Below are 16,508 nucleotides of genomic sequence, written 5' to 3' on the forward strand. Positions count from 1 at the left end.
CGGGACGCCACGCGCCCCCCCACCTGCGTCCTGCCCTAAGAGGATTATGCAAGAGAGAGCGAGGATAGTTCCACTATTCCCGCAGGTCAAGGCGATGTAATGGGATTACCAGTTCTTCTGCGGAGCAGGAAAGTGCCTGTGCTCCGCGGATCCCATCACATCGCCGAGGGGTGCAGCATGAAGACAGTTCTGATCACGGGTACGTCGTCCGGATACGGTCGGGCGACCGCCCTCCACTTCCACGCGCAGGGGTGGAACGTCATTGCCACGATGCGCACCCCCCGCGCGGGCGGCCTGCCCGAGTCGGACCGGCTCCGCGTCGTCGAACTCGACGTGACCAAGCCCCCGAGCATCACGGCCGCGCTCGAGGCGGCGGGACCCATCGACGTTTTGGTCAACAACGCGGGCGTCCCCTCGATCAGCGTGTTCGAGGGCACCCCCATGGCCCAGGTACGGGAAGTGTTCGAGACCAACACCTTCGGCGTGATGGCGACCACACGGGCGGTGCTGCCCCAGTTCCGCGAGCGCGGCTCCGGCGTGGTGGTCAACGTGACCTCCAGCGTGGTGTTGGGCCACATGCCGCTCTCAGCCGTCTACAAGGCGAGCAAGATGGCCATCGAGGGATTCACCTCGTCCCTCGCGCTCGAACTCGCCCCCTTCGGTGTGCATGCGAAGACGGTCGAGCCGGGCGCTTGCCTGACGACGAATTTCGCCACCAGGGCGACGAACGGCGCCTCACTGGACGAGCTGGTCCCGGCGCCCTACGCACCGTGGGCGAAGAAGGCCATGGACTCTTTCACGGGCCAAGACCTGTTCACCAAGGAGACCGATGTCGCCGAGGCGGTGTGGCGAGCCGTGCACGACACGACCGGTCAGCTGCGATTCCCTGCCGGTCCCGACGCGGTCTGGCTCGCCCAAGCGAAGTGACCAACCAGCAGGCAAGGTGATGCGTCTGACGCCAGAAGCCGGCCCCGCGCATACGCGCGGGGCCGGCCACCGTTCCATGTGATGCCTACCGCGGCAGCTTGGCTGTTCGCTCCGGGTGGGCGGCGCCGACGTAGCGCATGGCGGTCTGCTCGGTGGTGCCGAACAGGCGCATCAGCCGGAGCGGGTCGGCGCTTTCGGCCGTCCCGTTGAGGATGCGGTCCTGGCGCAGGCCGCTCAGTGTCAGCCTGCGGGGAAAAGGGCTCTCAGCAGGCCGATGCTGACGGCCGGGAGGTCGTGGTCGACCACGGTCTTCTGGCTCACCAGTAGGTGAGGGTTGGACGAGGCTGGCCAGCGCTGGTGCCGGTAGGTCGTCCCAGTCGGCAGCGAGTTGGTGGGTGAGCTTTCCGGGTAGAGGGTCTGCCGCAGCAGGCCATGCCGGACTTCGAGGGTGCCGCGGGAGAGATCGAGGCCGTGGTGCGCAGGGTCCGGATCTCCTTGCCGGGCAGCGCATGGACGGGCCACGACGAGGCGGCCGAGCGGTGTCGTCCCCGATCGAGCAGCCCATCAAGATGTCGGACGGGATGGACTTCGGGATGCCCTTGATATCGCCGACCGGTAGGTCGCGGCCGGGGTTGCGGAAGATCACGCGTTCACGCTTCAGCGCGCGGGACAGGCTGCGCAGTGCCGTGGCCAGGCATCGGCGGGCGTAACCGGACACCTCGTCCACTGCGTCCTCCACCTGGTCCTCACTGATCTCCCTCAGTGAGGTGACGCCGGCGGTCGTGGTCCAGGCGGTGAGGGCGGACTGGAGGTTGGTGAGGTAGCGGCGGATGCCATCGTATCCGCGCGGCTCCCCTTCACGGGGCCCTGTTCGCGCATCACCCTCGCAGGTGCCCACCTCGCTCGCGACCGGCAAGATCGCCCCTTCCACGTACTACGCCCACAAGAAACGCCTCCAGACGCCCTCCGCCCGCCGCATGCGTGACGAGGAGCTCAAGGAGAGGATCTCCAGGACGTCTACACGTTCAACTACCGTGTCTAAGAAGATCTGGCGCGAGCTGAACCGGCAGGGACATGCGGTGGCCCGCTGCACCGTCGAGCGCGCCTGATGCACGAGCTCGGCATCCAGGGCGCGGTGCGCGGCCGGCGCGCCATCACCACGATCCCCGGAGGGCAGGTCGAGCGGGCCCCCGATCTGGTCGACCGCGACTTCGTCGCCGTCGCTCCGACCCGGTACTGGGTGACGGACTTCACCCACGTGAAGACGTGCACCTTGAACCTCACAGCAAATTGACCACGAACCTCGTCGGAGACGCTCACACCACAACAACGAGCCGCATCACGGGAAGCAACACCTTGATTCTCTGCGGGGCCCTTAGACACACATGTCAGAGCATTACCCACCTGGTGATCGCCAGCGAATTTGTCACGCTGCGCTCCGGTCAATCCCACACCACCCGACAAGCTCAAGAGCAAACAGGGGTGATGCAGCATCAGACATAGGGGACATCATCCGTTATGTGTTTTTGCATCAAAGTTATTCCCAGACCAAAACTGGATCACGGGCAGTGCCGCGCACACCCCTCCGCATAAAATCCGGCACCCAATGCCTCACCCCGGACGGTCAACCAGCTCACCCCCTCGCCAACCTGACCATCCGCCTTGAACGCCTGGTCTGCTGCCCACACACACGCACCTACACCCACGACAACAAACCTTCACCGGCAAACGACAACAATCCTCACCAGCAAAGTGCCCCCGACCAGCACAAACACCCAACACTGCCGGTGCAGACAACCGACGCGCTCCACTGCAACTCACACGCCACCCATCAGCCGGTGCGGAACTTCCGCACGATCCCATTAAGAACCCTGCGGTCGTCCAGCCGCTTTCGCCCCACAAAGCCTTGGGCAGCAGCGACCGGACGAACTCCCACTCTGCATCGCACAGTTCATGGTGACGCATCACAGGACCGTGATCCACTACGCAAGATCGTTGAAGACACAATCCTGGGAAGCCTGGCATCGAGCCGGTGATCGCCCGACACGGTTGGCTGACCGGATCAAACGACTCCGCATCTGCCACCCCACAAACAACGCGCTGATCTTCACCAGGGCCTGCTCGAACCGGCCTATAACCTCACATACCTTCGCCGCCTGCGAAGCTCATCCTGAAATTCTCCGCGCCAGGTGACCCGCTGCTGGGGAACCACGACGATCCCTCCCCAAGGCAGGGGAGGAAAGGGCGGCATGACCGGCTATCTCGAGCAGCTTGCAGTGAACCGTGGACGACAGGAGGGTCATCGCGGCGTGCTTACGATGGCGAGCGGGCGCCGCTGGATCGGGTTCTCGAGGGAGAGGGCGGCATCGACGATGCCGATGTGGGAGTATGCCTGCGGGTAGTTCCCAACCTGTCGCTGCTGGTGTGAGTCCCACTCTTCGGCCAGCAGACCGACGTCGTTGCGCAGGGCGAGCAGACGCTCGAACAGGTCACGCGCCTCGTCGACACGACCGATCATCGCCAGATCGTCGGCCAGCCAGAACGCGCAGACGAGGAACGCTCCCTCGTCCCCGGCCAGACCGTCGTTGCCGACGTTGTCCCCCTCGGTCGGGTAGCGCCGGAGGAAGCCGTCAGGGGTGGAGAGTTCCCGCTGGATCGCCTCGACGGTGCCAATGACGCGCTCATCGTCGGCCGGCAGGAAACCAACCTGGGGGATCAACAGCAGAGCGGCGTCCAGTTCCCAACTGCCATAGAACTGGGTGAACGTGTTGCGGTCGGGGTCGTATCCGTTCTCGCACACGTCCTGGTGGATCGTGTCACGCAGAAGCCTCCAATGATCCAGGGGACCCTCAGCGTGGCCCCCTTCGATCAGCTTGATGGCGCAGTCGACCGCGACCCAGGCCATGACCTTGGAGTGCACGAAGTGCCGGTCAGGGCCGCGGGATTCCCAGATGCCCTTGTCGGGTTCGCGCCAGTTCGCTTCGACGAACTGAACAAGCTCGATCAACAAGGTGTTGCTGGGCTCGTCGCGCTCCAGGCCGAGGTGCGCTGCCAGGAGCAGGGCCTCGATCACCTCGCCGTACACATCGAGTTGACGCTGATTGGCGGCGCCGTTGCCGATACGTACCGGGGTCGAGTTCTCGTAGCCGGTCAGCCAGGACAGCGTGGTCTCGGGCATCTCCCGTTCCCCGGCGATTCCGTACATGATCTGGAGGTTCTCGGGGTCACCAGCAACCGCGCGCAGAAGCCAGTCCCGCCAGGCGCGGGCTTCGTCGCGGTAGCCCGCCCGCAGGAGGCACGACATAGTGATCGCAGCGTCCCTGAGCCAGACGTAGCGGTAATCCCAGTTGCGGACGCCACCAATCTCCTCGGGCAACGAGGTGGTCGCTGCGGCAACGATCCCGCCGGTCAGCGGGTTCGTCAGGGCCTTCAGCGTGATCAGGGAACGAATCACAGCGTCGCGGTAGGGACCGTTGTAGGCGCAGTGAGATGCCCAGTCCGCCCAGAACTTCGCCGTGTCCTCCTGCATTTGAAGGGCCTGATCGGTGTCGAGGCTGTCAGGCGGGCCTGCGTACGAGGGATGCCAGCTCAAGGCAAATGCCATGCGCTCACCCTCGGCGAGCGTGACGCAGGAGCGGGTGGTGAGCGCTTCACCGTGCGTCTCCGCTTCAGTGTCCAGCCACACCGCATGAGGGCCCGCTACCGCGCGGACCCGATCGTCATCGGTCCTCTGGACCCAGGGCACGACCTTGCCGTAGTCGAACCGCAGGCGCAGGGTCGACACAGCGGTGACGGTGCCGCGGACGGCTTCGACGATGCGGATTAGACGCGGAGCCCCACCCCCACGTGGTGGCATGAAGTCGGTGACGCGCAGGGTGCCAGTCGGGGTGTCCCACTCCGATTCCAGAAGCAGCGAGTCGCCGCGGTAGGCGCGACGATCCGCCGTCGGGCTCTGGCCGCTAGAGTCCGCCGGGCCAATACTCCAGGAACCGTTGTCCTCTGTGCCGAGGAGGGCGGCGAATACAGCCTGGGAGTCGAGCCTGGGCAGGCACAACCAGTCGATCGTTCCGTCTCGGCCTATCAGCGCGGCCGTCTCCAAGTCGCCAATGAGTGCGTAGTCCTCGATACGCCCAGCCATGAATATCCGTCCTTTGGAGGTGACCCAGCGTCGGGCCACCACCGTGTAGTAGTTCCTGGTTCGGCCACCCTCGGCGGGGTGACCACAGATGTCGATCAGCGCGGGTCGCCGGGCCACTGACCCGGTCGAACAGGTCATAACGGAGCAGGGAGTTGAGTGCTCAGCTCAACGTCGCGACGGCCAACGTGGCCGACGTCAGAAGCCTCTCCAGCGCATCAGCGCTTCCCGCCCCTCTGGACGGTGATGTCGCCCGGCAACGCCCCACACGGCGTGAAGGCTCGCCCATGCGCCGCCCACGGCATCCGTTCTGCCGCCTAAAATTGGCGATGGCCCGCAGTGGGCATTGTGAGAACAGCACCCGGCGCAGCTGGGAGTGGCCGTCAGAGGCGAACATCGTCCCAGCAACGATCTCGGCATTGGCCAGTTGCGTCAGCGCAACCCCACCGACCGAGCTAAATGTGTCCGGATCCTTCAACACGGTCGGCGCCTCCGCGCAGCGCGGCATGGCCCAAGCCTCGCGCTCGTCGAGGTGAACTGCGAGGCCCGGCAACCGCTGCACCCCGCACGTGGGGTACGGATCGTCAAGAACGTGGTCGTCGAACGGCCTGATAGTGCGGCTGGGTAATGCGGCCAATATGGGCATGGTGCTTCTTCTGTTCAGAGGTCGTGGGGCGGAGGTGGTAGTCGGTCAGGGCGATGGATGCGGCGTACTGGCTGCGGGCCCCGGGCGTCGACCCTCTCAGATTTTTTTCAAGGCGGGTTCGGGAGCCTTGCGCTAGTGGCCGGCGCTGTATCCGCGTGCCTGGTCGAAGGCGTTGACCATGTCGGGGAACAGAATCCGGCGGCGCTCGACGAAGTCAATACTGGCGAAGCGGGCGGTCAGGTCGCTGGTGTCGACCCTGATGATGACACCGATCGTGACGCATGCCATGGGCTCCCACATGATCCAGCGGCCCTGCCCCGGGGGACCGCACACCTATCCGGTGAGATCGTCGTTCATCATGCGGCGGGACGGACGGGCACCGTGGTGGTGCTCTCGTCCGGCACACTGCCGGTGTGGGTCAGGAGGAGAGGTCCGCCTGCTGCGGCTCGTTCTGTCTCTCCCTCCCGGGCGACTGGACCGGCCTCGCGAGCGTGCTCGCGAGGAACAGCGGGGACGCTGCGAACGCGGTGACCAGGACGAAGGCCGCCGGCAGGGAGGTTGCATCAGCAACAGCTCCCGTCACGGCGGGGGCAAGGAGATTGGAGGTGTAGGTGATGGTGGCGACGCCTGCGATGTTCCGGCTCGGGTCGCCTCCGTGCCCGCCAGCAGCGCTGAAGGAGAGGGGCAGCACAACGGCGACGCCGATGCCGATCAGGGCGAACCCGGAGATAGCGACTGGTGGGGTACGGGCCAGCACGACCAGCGTGCCGCCTAGCGCCGCAATCCCACCGCTCAGCCGTACCGTACGGACCGGCCCGAGGTGGGTGACGACGAAGCCGCTGGCGAGCCTGGCCAGTGCCAGGGTGAAGCTGAGTCCGGTATAGCTGAGTGCGGCAACCCCCTCGGAGGCGTTCGCCGTCGAGGTCAGGTACACCGCGCTCCAGTTTCCGCTGGCGCCCTCGGCGAAGACAGCGCAGAAGCCGAGAACGCCGAGGGGCAGGGTGGACAGCGGGGGGAGCGCGAAGCGAGGCGGTGGCTGCCGAGCCTCGGTGGGTTCCGCCTCCGGCAGGTGCCTGGTGGCCAGCAATCCGACGCCCGCCAGAAGCGCGGCGGTGACAGTGAAATGCAAGCGGGCGTCTATGTCGGCGCCAGCGGCGAGCGCACCGCAGCCCGAGGAGACCAGCCCTCCCACAGCCCACATGCCGTGCAGGCTGGGAATGATGGGGCGTTGTAGCCGCTGCTCGACCTGCACCCCCTGCGCATTCATCAGGACATCCGTCATACCCGAGGTCGCACCGAATATCCCCAGAGCCAGACACAGGGCAGGCAGGTTCGGCGAGAACGCCGGCAGGATGAGCGAGCCGCACCACAGTGGAAACAGGCAGGTCAGAGCGCGGGAGTTACCTAAGTGGTGAACCAGGCGGCTGGTGAAGGGCATCGCCACAAACGAGCCGACAGCCGGGGCAAGGAGCGCCACACCAAGAGTGCTTTCGCTGAGGCCGAGATGCTGCTGCAGCCAGGGGATGCGGGTGGCGAACGCCCCTACGACTGCGCCGTGGCCAGCGAAGACGATGGAGACCCGACGACGCGTTCGATTCAACACGCGATCGGTCATGGTGAATAGCCCTTCTCACTCTTGTAGCGCTGCGTCACAAGCCGGGTGGCAGACGAGGAACGACTCGGGGGCCCGGGAGCGCCGCACGGCCACCGCAGGTGGACAGCACACCACCCGGTGTGACGGATGTAGTGACCGCGATCAAAGCGGCCGTCAGTCACCGCGAGACGGCTCAACGACTGAGCCTGCGATCCGGTGTGCTTCCTTAGTGATCCCCTCGCCCCACGCCCGCTGAGGCACGTCCATGCGCGAGGTGATGATGACGAGGTCGAAGTACTGGTTGGGCCAGGGGGTACGCAGCCCGGACAGGTGCCAGGTCGAGACGCCATCACCGTCGCGGCTCCCCCGCTGGGTGAGCACCGCTTCATCGAAATCGCACAGGAAGAGTTCGACATTCTGCCGCGGCGCGGCAGGAAGACCCTCCGTGCCGCTTCCGAACACTGCCACCCGCTGCGTGTCTTGCGACGGAGGCAGGGTGTCCAACCCCATTTTGATCTCGTCCGGGACCCGTTGCCCGCGGGCCTGGGCCGCCCATTCCTCGAAGCGACGTCGCTCAGTCTCAACGGAGCCAAAAATCCCTCTGTTGGTCACGGCCCAGAAGAGCTCGGGGAGCAGGGAAGGGTGCTTGCGGACGAACCGATCGCAGTTACGCATGAGGCTGGAGACATTCGCCTCGTGGGTACGCTCGTGCGGCGCTTCGATCCCCCAGCTCTCCCGCGAGACCGTCATAGGGACGCCGTGGTTGTGCAACCGGTAACCGAGTTCGATGTCTTCCCCTCCCCAGCCGGTGAATTCGTCGTCGAACCCTCCGACCCGCCAGAATTCAGCCGCCGGCAGCGACACGTTGAGCGTCCAGAACCACAGCCAAGGCATGGCCATACGGCTGAGGTCGAAGTCAACCGCGGCGAATTCCGGAATCCGCATATCCTGGAACCATGAGGCGTCCCCAACCTTCCTCACAGCCTCCTCCGGAGGGAAGTCGGCGACGAGAGAGTGGAGCTCGGGGTGGGGATTGCGCGGGTCGTAGCCATAGCAACAGCCGAGGACGACCTTGGCGTGCGCCGACGCTGTGTGGGCGGCGAGGACCGACTGGACGTACCGCGGCCCCGCCAGGACACCAGTGTCGAGGAAGGCCAGCAGTGGCGCGGAGGCCAGACGCGCCCCACCGTTGCGGGCGCTGGCGACTCGGTACCCGAGATCTTCCTGGAACACGTACTGGATTCGCAGCCGGTCCTCGTAGGAGCGCACCACGTCGCGGGTGGTGTCGGTCGAGCCGTCATCGGACACCACGACCTCGAAGTCCTCCGGCGCCACTGTTTGGCGGGCCAGCGTGTTTAACGTGCGGTCGAGGAGAGCCGCTCGGTTATAGGTCGGGATGACGATCGAGAGCAGTGGCACATTGGACGTCGCGCCGGGCATGGGGGCCACCTTTGCGTTGATCGGATGAGCTTGGGGTCGGGTTACGAATACACGCCAATCGGGAAGGGCGGCCGGGTATATCGAACCCTTCGACGGAAGGGGTCGGACGACGAGAGGGCAGCACACACCTTCACTGCCAGATTGGCTCTGGCCATGGGGCCCGGTCCACGCGTGCTGAGTCTACCCCTTGATCGCGTACGTCTGCGGAGGCTGAACTTTTCTTGGTGACGCCTCACGACAGCTTGCAGTGCTGGTCCATGAGGCGTGGCCGTGTTCGAGGCCGTTGCAGCCGAAGTGGTGGGCGTGGCACCAGACTTGTTCGAGTGGGAGGTCGGTCCACTATCCGGTGAAGAGGGTCAAGTTGCGTGGCGTGTGGTGGGCCTCCTCAGTCTGCGATGGGTGTGTAGAGGGAGTTCTTCCGGGCGCTTTCCTCGACGGCGGCAAGTACGCGTTGGACTTGGAGTCCGTCGGCGAAGGAGGGGTCGGGGGTGCGGTGTTGGGCGATGGCGTGGGTGAGGTCGCGGGCTTGGTGGATGAAACTGTGTTCGTAGCCGAGGCCGTGACCGGGGGGCCACCAGGCGTCGAGGTAGGGGTGGTCAGGTTCGGTGACGAGGATGCGGCGGAAGCCAGCGTGTATGGCGGGTTCGGTGGCGTCGTAGTAGGAGAGTTCGTTGAGGCGTTCGAGGTCAAAGACGAGGGAGCCGTGTTCGCCGTTGAGTTCGATGTGCAGGGCGTTCTTGCGGCCGGTGGCGTAGCGGGTGGTTTCGAAGGAGGCGAGGGCTCCGGAGGTGAGGCGGCCGGTGAAGAGGGTGGCGTCATCGACGGTGACTGCTGCGGTGCGGGCGGCCGGGTGGGGGGTGAGGCTGTTGGTGGGTGGTGCGGGCAGGGGGCGTTCGTGGACGAAAGTTTCAGTGAGGGCGGAGACGCCGGTCAGTTTTTCGCCGGTCAGGTGTTGGGCGAGGTCGATGATGTGGGCGCCGAGGTCGCCGAGAGAGCCGGAGCCGGCGTGTTCTTTGCGCAGACGCCAGGTAAGCGGAGATTTGGGGTCAGTGAGCCAGTCCTGGAGGTAGGTGACGCGGACGTGGCGCAGGGTGCTGAGGCGACCTTCGGCGATCATGTGCCGGGCGAGGGCGAGGGCGGGCAGTCGTCGGTAGTTGAAGCCGACCATGGCCAGCTGGCCGCGGGTGCGGGCGGTTTCGGCGGCTTCGGCCATGGCCGTGGCTTCTTCGACGGTGTTGGCGAGGGGTTTCTCGCACAGTACGTGTTTGCCGGCGGCGAGGGCGGCGAGGGCGATTTCGGCGTGGCTGTCGCCGGGAGTGCAGATGTCGACGAGGTCGATGTCGTCGCGAGTGACGAGTTCGTGCCAGTCGGTGAGGGCGCTTGCCCAGCCGTGCCGGTCGGCCGCCGCGCGCACGGCGGCGCCGTCGCGGCCGCAGACGGCGGCTAGGACCGGCCGCAGCGGCAGGTCGAAGACACGGCCCACGGTCCGCCAGCCCTGGGAGTGAGCAGCACCCATGAAGGCATGGCCGACCATACCGATACGAAGCGGCGGCCGGCTCACCTCAGTCCCACCCGACATCTGCGGCTGTCCCATACAGAAGCCCTCCTCATACTGATACGCCAAACCCCTGCCAGGGGCCGGTCGGCGGAGCGACCCGGGCAGCAGGCACCGTGTCCCCCGGCCCCACCCAGCAGTCAGACACCGCCGAACAGAGCGTGGCCGACTCCGGGATCTCGAACTCCGCGAGCCCACCGAGCCCCTTAGCACCCGACTGAGGGCATGGGCGAGGTCGATCGCCGAGGCGGCCACGGTCGTTGGCCTGTCCCGACCCGACCGCGAACTCAGGTGAGGACCTTGCCGTCGGCGGGCAGCGCCACGGGGAGACGTCCGAGTGCTTCTCGGCACGGTTGTCGGCGATGCCCTTGATTGCGCGTCGAGTCGGCCTGGGGTGGCGGGCGCGGCCGATGGTGACGTGCTTGCCGACCTTGCCGTCGGCGGCCGGTCGGCCTGTTCGAGACCGATCTGATCAAGCCCCAGTGGCTGTGGGGAGCGTCGTCCGACGCCGAACTCGCCGCCACCGAGTACGTCGACTGGTACAGCCATCGGCGACTTCACGGTGAGACAGGCCACGTCCCGCCCGAGCGCAACCGCTGCCTCACAACCGCGAGGCCTCAGGCCACACCCCGCATCTGAGATCTCTACCGAACCCAGGACGGTTCAACGGTCCGACCCGGAGGAAGATCTAATATTTGGCCAGTTCACATCGGTCAAATCCTTGAGAATAACATCCGCTTCCGTGAGGTCATGGGCCTCATGCGTTGTTGTCAGACCGACACAGAATATACCCGCACGCTTAGCCGCGAGGATGCCGGCCGGCGCGTCCTCAAATACTATCGCTTGACTCGGCTCAACTTTCAATGCTGAACACGCGGCACTGTAACCCTCGGGGTCTGGTTTCCCTCGGGAGACGTCGTCAGCAGTGACCAGAACATCCAGTAGTTGCAGCACGTCAAGGGTCGTAAGCGCGCTCTCGGCGTAGTCACGCGGGCCCGAGGTAACCACTCCAAGAGGTATCCCCACGCGTTGCAGTTTGTCGAGCAATTCCATTGCTCCGTCAACCGTGACTGCGGCCGGCATGTCAGGAAGAGCAGCATACGCTGCCGCCTCGGCGCACAGTTCGTCGATGCTGTGTCCGGCAAAGGATGCGACGTGGTCTGCCATGGCCTCCTTGGCCGGGCGGCCGGTGAAGCTGCGCAATACAGAGTCGTCATACGGAACGCGATGCTGACGGAAGAGACGCGCCCAAGCCTCTCGATTTTTGTGTTCCGTGTTGATTAATGTACCGTCCAGATCGAAAAGTGCAGCCTTGTACATCAGTCGGACCTCGTCCCTCGTCTCATTTGTTTACGGGGAGGCGCGCCCATTGCCGCGGGCGTTCCGTCAAAAGGGTCGGGGGTGGACAACAATCTTGCCGGGCCCGAGGGCGTCCGGGGTCCCCAGTAGTTCGAACAACCCCGGTAGGTCCACTTCGGCGGCGACCAGGGCTTCAGCGCGCAGAGGCGTCACGACGTCGGTGAGGTTGCCGATCGCGGCAGCGAAATCCTGCGGGTTCGTCCCGTAACTGCCGGCCACTCGAAGCGAGCGGCCCCGCCAGGTGCAGGTCGCGACAGCTCCGGTGCGCCGCACCCGGTCCAGGTCGCATTCCAGCCCCGGGTGCCGGTCTCCTGGCGCGGTGCCGCCGTACAGCAGCACCAGGCCGCCGGGCGCGACCAAGCGTAGCGCCTCCTCCAGCACGGCGGGCAGTACGAAGCTGGTGGCGACCACCACCACGTCGGCACTCTCGCCGGCCAGTTCACCGAAAAGCAACGCAGGTACGTCGAGCAGGTCGGCCTTGCGGGCCTCATCCATCCGAGCGCGGCTCCGGTTGCAGACCGATACCCGGGCACCTGCTCGATCGGCGAGCGCCGCGATGAAAAGACCGGCAGTCCCAGCACCGAGCACTGCAACTCGGGCACCGTGCAGACCGCCGACTTGCCGCTTGACGGCGCTCAGACAGTGCTGGGCACAGGCGATCGGCTCGGCAAACACCAAGCGACGGGCGGCTGGGCCGTGCGGCACCGGTTGCAGAGCATGCCGTAGCAGGTCAGCCGGACCCGCCGCCCACATCTGGTCGGCGAATCCGGTGCCCCGGTCCACCACCACGTTCGGGTCCAGGACGACGCGAGTGCCCTCGGCGAGTGCGGGGACGGTGGACTCACAGACGACGCCGACGAGTTCGTGTCCGAACTGGCTGGGACCATGGCGGGTACCAGCCACCTCCTTGAGGTCGGAGCGGCACAGCGCGGCCAGTTCGACGTTGACGAGTACAGCGGGATCCTCGCGCGGGCGTGGCGGCGGCGAGTGGTGCAGGCGGGGTCCGCCCTCCTCCAGGGTCACTCTCATGCGACGGCCTCCAGCGCCTCGCCGAACCGGTCAGCAACCGTGTGGGCGTCGGCAGGTGTAAGGATGAGAGGTGGGCGCAGTTCGATCGTGCTGCCGTCTCCGTGCTCGGAGACACGGGTGAGAATGCCGTGGTCCTGGAGCGACCTTTGGTAGGCGTGGGCACGGGCGACGGCCTTGGTGCCGTCGGGCTCCACCAGCTCGACCCCGATCATCAGGCCGACCCCTCGGACGTCGCCGATCACGGGGTTGTCCTTCTGGAGGTCCCGCAGCCGGTCCAGGAGCACGTCGCCGCTGGCCCGTACGTTCTCCAGGAAGCCGGGGCGCTGGACGATTTCCAGGGTGGCCAGGGCGGCCGCAGCCGACAGGGTGTGGCTACCGTAGGTGAAGCTGTGCAGGCTACGGTCCCAGCCGGCCATGCGTTCCTCGGTGAGGATGGCGGCCATGGGGAGGCCGCTTCCGGTGAGTCCCTTCGCGAGGGTCATCATGTGCGGCTGGACACCGAAGTGGTCGGCGGCGAACATTTGTCCGGTGCGGCCCAGCCCGGTCTGGATCTCGTCGAAGATGAGCACGATCTCACGATCGTCGCAGAACCGACGCAACTCTTGGAGGTAGCCGTCGGGCGGGACGATGTTGCCGCCAGCGCCGCTGATCGGCTCGATCACCACGCAGGCCACGCTGCCGGAGCTAGCGTAGGTGATGAAGTCCTCGATGCGGTCGACGCAGAGCATGCCGCAACTCTCGGGGGTCTGGCGGTAGAAGCAGCGGAAGCAGTAGGGGCCTGGCACGTGAAGGCTGCCGGGGTAGCGGTGCGGAAACGGTGCGCGCATTTTGGTGGTGCCGTTGAGGCTCGCCGTCGCGAGACTCTGGCCGAGGTGGGCGCGGAAAGGCACGATGACGTCGCGACGGCCGGTATGGAGCTGGGCCATCTTGATGGCGCCTTCGTTGGCGGTGGAGCCACTGGAACTGCGCAGGTTGATCCGTGTGAGGTTGGGCGGGCTGATGGCAGCCAGCTCTTGGACTACCCGGTTGGTGGGTTCGGTCTGGAAGGACGAACTGGCGAAGACGAGCCGCTCGGTCTGTTCCCGTACTGCGGCCATCACCTCCGGGTGGTTGTGTCCGAGCAGCAGGTTAAAGGTGCCAGAAACGCAGTCGAGAAACTCGCGCCCCTCGGCGTCCCAGGCGCGGATACCCTCACCACGTACCAGCATGATGTCGCCTAACTGGTACTGAGCCGCGTCCTGCGGCGCAGGGAGGCGTTTTGTCGTTGTCATGGCGCGCTCCGTGGTCATGGAGATCAGAGGTCTGCTCGTGCCGGGACGGCCGTCTCGGCGTCGGGGCGCTCGGCGGTTGTCGTGCGGGCCGCGTGGTCGGCAGTGAGTCCATCCAGTTGGGCCTGCACCCAGGCTTCGAGCGTCCAGGGGCGGACAGCATCGCGACGGCGGGCGGCGGCCTCTGCCCGCTGCTGCGGCCCGGCAGCGAGCGCGGCGGAGATGGCCTCGGCCTGCTCGACGAGATCGAAGGGGTTGACGCTGCGGCAGTACTCACCCAGGACCTCGGCTGCGCCGCAGGTCTCCGAAAGGATCACATCGGCGTCGCGTTCGTTAACCAGCGGCGCTTCGAACGTGCTGAGGTTTTGACCATCGACGGTTGAGTTGAAGATGAGCAGGTCGGCCCTGCGGAAGCACGCGATGGTGTGGTTCACATCGTTGTCGTTGTCTATGCGCACGGTGTCAGGGCCCAGCTCGGCGTTGGCCTCGGCGACGGCGGTCTCCACCCGGTGTACGTAGTCGGCATTGGCCGGCACGTACAGTCGGTTGGGATTCATCCGCACCAGCATGCGGGTGTCCTCGAGCCCGCCGCTCCGGGCGGCCAGGACGAAGGCGCGCACCGCGCGTTCGGCGTTCTTTATCGGGTCGGTACGCCCGCTGTGCACCACCAGCCGGTGGCCGTCAGCCCACTCCTCGATCCCGTCGGGCAGTCGCGGGTCACGGCCCTCCAGGGTGAGCGGGCTGTAGCCGAGCGGCATGGTGCGCAATTGGGTGCGGTGGCCGCGCCACTCGACGGTCATCGCCTCGCGGTCAATCCGAGCGTCGGGCAGAAGATCGGCCACGCTCTCCAGGAAGTTGCGGCACCAACGGTCAGCGAAGAAGCCGATCGTGGTGGCGGGCAGCATACCGTGGAGAATGCCGGTGCGGATCTCCTTGGGCAGCACCTCCCAGTAGTCGGCCGACGGCCACGGGATGTGCACAAAGACCAGGATCGGCGCGTCCGGCCGTTGTTCGCGCAGCAGCGCGGGGACCCCGACCAGCTGGTAGTCATGGACTAGGTAGACGGGGTCCGGTGACTGGGCCGAGCTCTTTATGATCGCGTCGGCGAAGTCTCGTGTGAAGCGGCGGAAATCCGCCCAGCCTTCGCGGGTGTCGGCGCCGAACGACGGCTGGGTCCAGCGGTCCCAGCCGTAGTTGTTGGCCGCCCACATGAGGTCGGCGGTCATAAAGTTCTGCACGTTACGGAAGACGGCGGGGTCGTGCCTGATGAGCCGGACCAAGATCTCCCGGCCGGAATGCAGTTCCATGGTCACGCCGTCGGGGTTGCGCGCCGAGGCACGGCGGTCGTCCTCGGAGTCGGCGCTGGCTATCCAGGAGATGTTGAGGACGCCGGCCTGTTCGGCGACAACGTTGCCGGTGCCGCCAGGGGCCAGCCAGGCGCGAGGTTCGCCGGTGGCAGGGTCGGTGTCGTAGGTGATCGCCGCGCGCTTGCTGGCGAGGAAAATCTCAGATCCGGTCATGGGTGCCCCATTCATGGGTCGAGGGCCGAAAGCGGGTCGGCCAGGGTGGACAAAAATGTGTATACGATTTAAGACGATATAGGCGAAGCGTCAGGAAATCAGGGCATGAGTGGCTTCGAGAACATCGACCGGACGGTGGCGCTGTAGTTCGGGCAGCTCCGCGGCCACCTCGCTGTGCAGACAGGCATTGCGCGGCCGACAGGCATAGGCCGTACCGACACGCGGCGTCGGCACAATGAGCGTGGGGTCTGCACCGATCTGCTGGGCGATGTGCCTGGCCCAGTCGACTCGGCCGATGCGACGTGGCCCGCCGAGGTGCAGCATCCCGGTACGGCCGGAACTCATCAGCGTCGTCACCCACGCGGCCACGTCCTCCACAAGAACGGGCGTGTTCCAGTGGTCAGCGGGGATCCGCAGCTGCTCCCCACGCATCAGCGAACGAGTAACGCTGGTGAGGAAGTTGGGCCGCGGGCCGCAGTCCTCCCAACCGTAGACCAGACTCACCCGCAGGATGAGGGCAGAGGAGGTGGCGAGCAGTTCCTGCTCAGCCGCGAGCTTCGCCCGGCCGTAGGCATTGGCCGGGAAGGGCTGCGCCGACTCGCCATGGCTCTCCGCCTTGCCGGGGAAGACGTTGTCGGTCGACACCAGCAGGACGGGCCGACCGTCCAGTGCAGCCGCGATGTTGCGGGCGCCGCCATGGTGGGTGGCGTACGCCTCTTCGGGATGCGCCTCGCACCAGGTGATGTCGGACGGGCCGTGCACGGCGACAACGGCGTCGGGCTGGACGGCATCCATCAGAGCAGCCACCTGTGGTCCCGACGTGACGTCGACCCGAGTCCAGCGCACACCACGGCTTTCAGGAATGACCGGGGCACCCCGAGAGCTGAGCACCGTCTCAACGCCGAGCCCGGTGAGACGAGCGGCGATGTGGCCAGCGAGGTAGCCGGAGCCGATGACCAGGACCCGGCCAGGCATGACGGCGCCCACCGTCGGCCGGGGCGTGACGGGCAAAGGGCGAAGATCAGACATGTACTT

Annotated in this window: 14 protein-coding genes; 2 read left to right on the forward strand and 12 right to left on the reverse strand. The window is 66.1% G+C overall.

The annotated features are described in order from the left end of the window. The first annotated feature begins 177 nt into the window (after positions 1–177). Positions 178–927 carry an SDR family oxidoreductase gene (locus CP978_RS00005; protein ID WP_150478061.1) on the forward strand — a complete coding sequence of 250 codons (750 nt, stop codon included), beginning with the start codon at positions 178–180 and terminating at the stop codon, positions 925–927. An 85-nt stretch (positions 928–1,012) separates the two neighbouring features. Here CP978_RS00005 and CP978_RS00010 read toward each other — a convergent pair whose 3' ends face one another. After that, on the reverse strand, positions 1,013–1,843 hold the full coding sequence (locus CP978_RS00010) for a hypothetical protein (protein ID WP_150478062.1): 831 nt from the start codon (positions 1,841–1,843) through the stop codon (positions 1,013–1,015). A 192-nt stretch (positions 1,844–2,035) separates the two neighbouring features. On the opposite strand from CP978_RS00010, the gene CP978_RS00015 reads away from it, so the two are divergent. Beyond that, the gene (locus CP978_RS00015; protein WP_150478063.1) at positions 2,036–2,221 is read left to right on the forward strand and encodes a hypothetical protein; all 186 of its coding nucleotides are present in this window, start codon (positions 2,036–2,038) and stop codon (positions 2,219–2,221) included. 1,005 nt (positions 2,222–3,226) lie between these two features. Here the strand turns inward: CP978_RS00015 and CP978_RS00020 are convergent. From CP978_RS00020 to CP978_RS00065, 11 genes are all read right to left on the reverse strand, one after another. After that, positions 3,227–5,065: a glycoside hydrolase family 15 protein gene (locus CP978_RS00020; protein ID WP_150478064.1), complete on the reverse strand. Its 1,839-nt coding sequence runs from the start codon at positions 5,063–5,065 to the stop codon at positions 3,227–3,229. Between the two features lie 160 nt (positions 5,066–5,225). Beyond that, on the reverse strand, positions 5,226–5,708 hold the full coding sequence (locus CP978_RS35140) for a cytochrome P450 family protein (protein WP_150478065.1): 483 nt from the start codon (positions 5,706–5,708) through the stop codon (positions 5,226–5,228). A 132-nt stretch (positions 5,709–5,840) separates the two neighbouring features. After that, positions 5,841–5,996 (reverse strand): hypothetical protein, encoded by a 156-nt coding sequence (locus CP978_RS34690; protein ID WP_170307417.1) that lies wholly within the window; start codon positions 5,994–5,996, stop codon positions 5,841–5,843. 130 nt (positions 5,997–6,126) lie between these two features. Further along, complete coding sequence (locus CP978_RS00030) at positions 6,127–7,323, reverse strand: MFS transporter (protein ID WP_150478066.1); 1,197 nt, start codon at positions 7,321–7,323, stop codon at positions 6,127–6,129. Positions 7,324–7,476: 153 nt separating this feature from the next. Beyond that, entirely contained in the window at positions 7,477–8,742 is a 1,266-nt protein-coding gene (locus CP978_RS00035) for a glycosyltransferase (protein WP_150478067.1), read from the reverse strand. 385 nt (positions 8,743–9,127) lie between these two features. Next, the gene (locus CP978_RS00040; RefSeq protein WP_150478068.1) at positions 9,128–10,336 is read right to left on the reverse strand and encodes a Gfo/Idh/MocA family protein; all 1,209 of its coding nucleotides are present in this window, start codon (positions 10,334–10,336) and stop codon (positions 9,128–9,130) included. 624 nt (positions 10,337–10,960) lie between these two features. Next, entirely contained in the window at positions 10,961–11,617 is a 657-nt protein-coding gene (locus CP978_RS00045) for an HAD family hydrolase (protein ID WP_150478069.1), read from the reverse strand. Positions 11,618–11,683: 66 nt separating this feature from the next. Then, positions 11,684–12,679, reverse strand: coding sequence for an alcohol dehydrogenase catalytic domain-containing protein (locus tag CP978_RS00050; protein ID WP_150478070.1), 996 nt, complete (start codon positions 12,677–12,679; stop codon positions 11,684–11,686). A 2-nt stretch (positions 12,680–12,681) separates the two neighbouring features. Further along, positions 12,682–13,974 (reverse strand): aspartate aminotransferase family protein, encoded by a 1,293-nt coding sequence (locus CP978_RS00055; RefSeq protein ID WP_242647074.1) that lies wholly within the window; start codon positions 13,972–13,974, stop codon positions 12,682–12,684. 5 nt (positions 13,975–13,979) lie between these two features. Beyond that, a complete protein-coding gene (locus CP978_RS00060) occupies positions 13,980–15,473 on the reverse strand; it encodes a trehalose-6-phosphate synthase (RefSeq protein WP_150478071.1) in 1,494 nt (497 codons plus the stop codon). A gap of 90 nt (positions 15,474–15,563) precedes the next feature. After that, entirely contained in the window at positions 15,564–16,502 is a 939-nt protein-coding gene (locus CP978_RS00065; protein WP_242647075.1) for an SDR family oxidoreductase, read from the reverse strand. Positions 16,503–16,508 lie beyond the last annotated feature (6 nt).

The sequence above is a fragment of the Streptomyces nodosus genome, assembly GCF_008704995.1.
In the GTDB taxonomy this organism is placed as follows: Bacteria; Actinomycetota; Actinomycetes; order Streptomycetales; family Streptomycetaceae; genus Streptomyces; species Streptomyces nodosus.